Annotated in this window: 3 protein-coding genes and 1 pseudogene; 2 read left to right on the forward strand and 2 right to left on the reverse strand. The window is 73.8% G+C overall.

The genetic code is table 11. From position 1 onward, the window contains the following. Positions 1–357 (reverse strand): annotated as a pseudogene (locus AB0C29_RS42315) (sensor histidine kinase); the annotation flags it as partial. Then, the gene (locus AB0C29_RS42320; RefSeq protein ID WP_360833137.1) at positions 354–1,061 is read right to left on the reverse strand and encodes a response regulator transcription factor; all 708 of its coding nucleotides are present in this window, start codon (positions 1,059–1,061) and stop codon (positions 354–356) included. The gene AB0C29_RS42320 and the pseudogene AB0C29_RS42315, both read right to left, overlap by 4 nt. Before the next feature lie 90 nt (positions 1,062–1,151). Between AB0C29_RS42320 and AB0C29_RS42325 the strand changes: the two genes are divergently transcribed. Together AB0C29_RS42325 and AB0C29_RS42330 are read left to right on the forward strand one after the other, a co-directional pair. Continuing rightward, a complete protein-coding gene (locus tag AB0C29_RS42325) occupies positions 1,152–2,351 on the forward strand; it encodes an efflux RND transporter periplasmic adaptor subunit (RefSeq protein ID WP_360833139.1) in 1,200 nt (399 codons plus the stop codon). Positions 2,352–2,386: 35 nt separating this feature from the next. After that, on the forward strand, positions 2,387–2,727 hold a 341-nt coding region (locus AB0C29_RS42330), incomplete at its 3' end, for an ATP-binding cassette domain-containing protein (RefSeq protein ID WP_360833141.1).

Below are 2,727 nucleotides of genomic sequence, written 5' to 3' on the forward strand. Positions count from 1 at the left end.
CGGGTCGACGGTGGCCGACGGCCGGGCGGCGACCAGCGACGGGCCCGGGCCGGAGTCGGCGATCACCACCCGGTCGGCGGTCATCAGCGTGATGCGGCGGCCCAGCTTGGCCGAGCGGGCCCGGATCAGCGCCGGTGCTCCCGACCAGTCGGCGTGGGTCGCCCCGTAACCGACGAGCATGTCGTACACGCCCTTGTCCTCGGTGAGCGAGCGGCCCTGCTCCTGCCGGATGGCGCGGGTGGCGGTGCTGACGGCCAGCCAGGCCGTCGCCGCGGTCGCGGCGATCGCGATCAGCACGGAGGTGACCAGCAGCCGGGTCACCAGGCTGTGCCGCAGGGGCACCCGGCCGCGGCTCATCCGGTCTCCGCCGAGCCGGCGGACAGCCGGTAGCCGACGCCGTAGACGGTGATCAGCTGGCTGGGCCGCTGCGGGTCGGTCTCGATCTTGCGGCGCAGGTTCATCACGTGCACGTCGATGGTCCGCTCGGTGGAACTGCGGTCGATCCCGCGGGTGTGGTGCAGCAGCTGGGCCCGGGTGAACACCCGGTCCGGCTGTTCGGCCATGGCGGCCAGGATGGCGAACTCACCGCGGGTGCACTCGACCGGCTCGTCGCCGACGGTGACCTGGTGCAGGGCCGGGTCGACGCCGATCCGGCCGATCCGGCGCAGCCCCGGACCGGCCGGCGCCGGGGCGCCCCGCGACGCCCGCCGCAGCAGCGTCCGCACCCGGGCCATCAGCTCCCGCGGGCTGTACGGCTTGGTGAGGTAGTCGTCGGCGCCCAGCTCCAGCCCGAGCAGCAGGTCCTCCTCGGCCGTGCGGGCGGTCAGCATCAGCACCAGCACGTCCGACTCCTCGCGCAGCGTGCGGCACACGTGCAGCCCGTCCAGGCCGGGCATCATGACGTCGAGCACCACCAGGTCGGGTCGCCGGCGCCGGGCCTCGTCCAGCGCGGCCCGCCCGTCGTGCACGACGTACGCGTCGTGGCCCGCCGCGGTCAGGTAGCGGCGCACGACCTCGGCCTGGCGGGGATCGTCGTCGGCAACCAGGACACGGGCACGCATGGCGGCGATGATAGGCCCGCCGGGCACGCGGAACGGAGTCCTCGGCGATACCTGACAGCTTTCTAACGATCTCCGGCGACGCTCGTCGGCATGCATCCGAAGCTCGACTCCCCGACCGAGGTGATCCCCCTCGTCCCGGACCCGCCCCGGCGGCGCCGCGGCGCGGTGAAATGGCTGGCCGGAGGCCTTGTCGTCGCGGTCCTCGCGGTCGTCGCCGGGGTTGTGCTGACCCGGCACCGGGCGTCCGGGAAACCCGCGGCGCCGGCGCCCTCGGCGGTCGAGAAGGTCAAGCTGGAGCGCCGGGACCTGTCCACCACCAAGCAGCTGAACGGCAGCATCGGCTTCGGGGCACCTCGCCCGGTCTCCGGTCACACCGAGGCGACGGTGACCTGGCTGCCGGCCGTCGGCGCCACGATCAAGCGGGGCAAGCAGCTGTTCCGGGCCGACGACAAGCCGGTGACCCTGTTCTACGGCAAGATGCCGCTCTACCGGCCGATCGCCGGGCGCAACCTGGCCGGCCGGGACGTGCGGATCATCGCGGACAACCTGCGGGCGCTCGGGTACGGCATCGGCCACCAGCCGGCCCCGGGCGAACGGGTGACCCAGCCGTCGCCGTCACCCCCGGCGGGCACGCCGCCCAAAGCCGCCACGAAGGTGCAGGTCAAGTCGGGGGAAAGCGTCCTCACCACCGGGCTGACCGCGGCGATCAGGAAGTGGCAGCAGGACCGCGGCCTGCCGGTCACCGGGCAGGTGGCGGTCGGCGACGTCGAGGTGCTGCCCGGCGCGGTCCGGGTCGACTCGCTCGCCGTGCAGCCCGGCTCCCCGGCGAACGCCCCGCTGATGTCGGTCACCTCCACCCGCAAGGTGATCACCGTGTCGGCCGAGCTCAGCGACGCCGCCGTGCTGGAACGGGGCAAGCGCGTGACCGTGAGCCTGCCCGACGACCGTACGGTCAAAGCCAGGATCTCCTCGGTCGGCCGCACCCTCGCCGCGCCGGAGGGTGGCGTGGCCGACGGGGCACCGACCATGACCGTGTCGGTGACCGTCGACGACCCGAAGGCCATCGCCGACCTGGACTCGGCCGACGTCCAGGTGAACGTGGCCGGCCGGACCGTCGAGGACGTGCTGGCCGCGCCGGTCGAGGCACTGGTCGCGCTGACCGAGGGCGGCTACGCCGTGCAGGGCCCGCAGGGACTGGTCGCGGTCGAGACCGGGATGTTCGCCGACGGCTGGGTCGAGATCACCGGCGACGGCCTGGCCCCCGGCACCGACGTGGTGGTCGCGTCGTGACGGACGAACCCGTCCTGCGCGTCCGTGACGCGAGCATGCGCTACCCCGGCGGCGTCACCGCGCTGGACGGGGTGAGCCTGGACATCGCCCGGGGCGAGATGGTGGCCATCGTGGGCCCGTCCGGGTCGGGCAAATCAACCCTGCTGAACATCATCGGTACGCTGGACCGCCCCACCTCGGGCACGGTCCGTATCTCCGGGCAGGACGTGGCCACGCTCAGCGACCGGCACCTGTCAGCGCTGCGGGCCCGCGAGATCGGCTTCGTCTTCCAGCAGTTCCACCTCACCGACGGGCTCAGCGCGGCCGAGAACGTCGCCACCGGCCTGCTCTACGCCGGGGTGCCCCGCCGCCACCGCGGGCAGCGGGCCCGGCACGC

The organism is Actinoplanes sp. NPDC048791, from assembly GCF_040650095.1.
Taxonomy (GTDB): Bacteria; Actinomycetota; Actinomycetes; order Mycobacteriales; family Micromonosporaceae; genus Actinoplanes.

Bases quoted from the DNA above. Each gene is read 5' to 3' on its own strand.
- AB0C29_RS42320 (WP_360833137.1), bottom strand. From the start codon at position 1,061: ATGCGTGCCCGTGTCCTGGTTGCCGACGACGATCCCCGCCAGGCCGAG.
- AB0C29_RS42325 (WP_360833139.1), top strand. From the start codon at position 1,152: ATGCATCCGAAGCTCGACTCCCCGACCGAGGTGATCCCCCTCGTCCCG.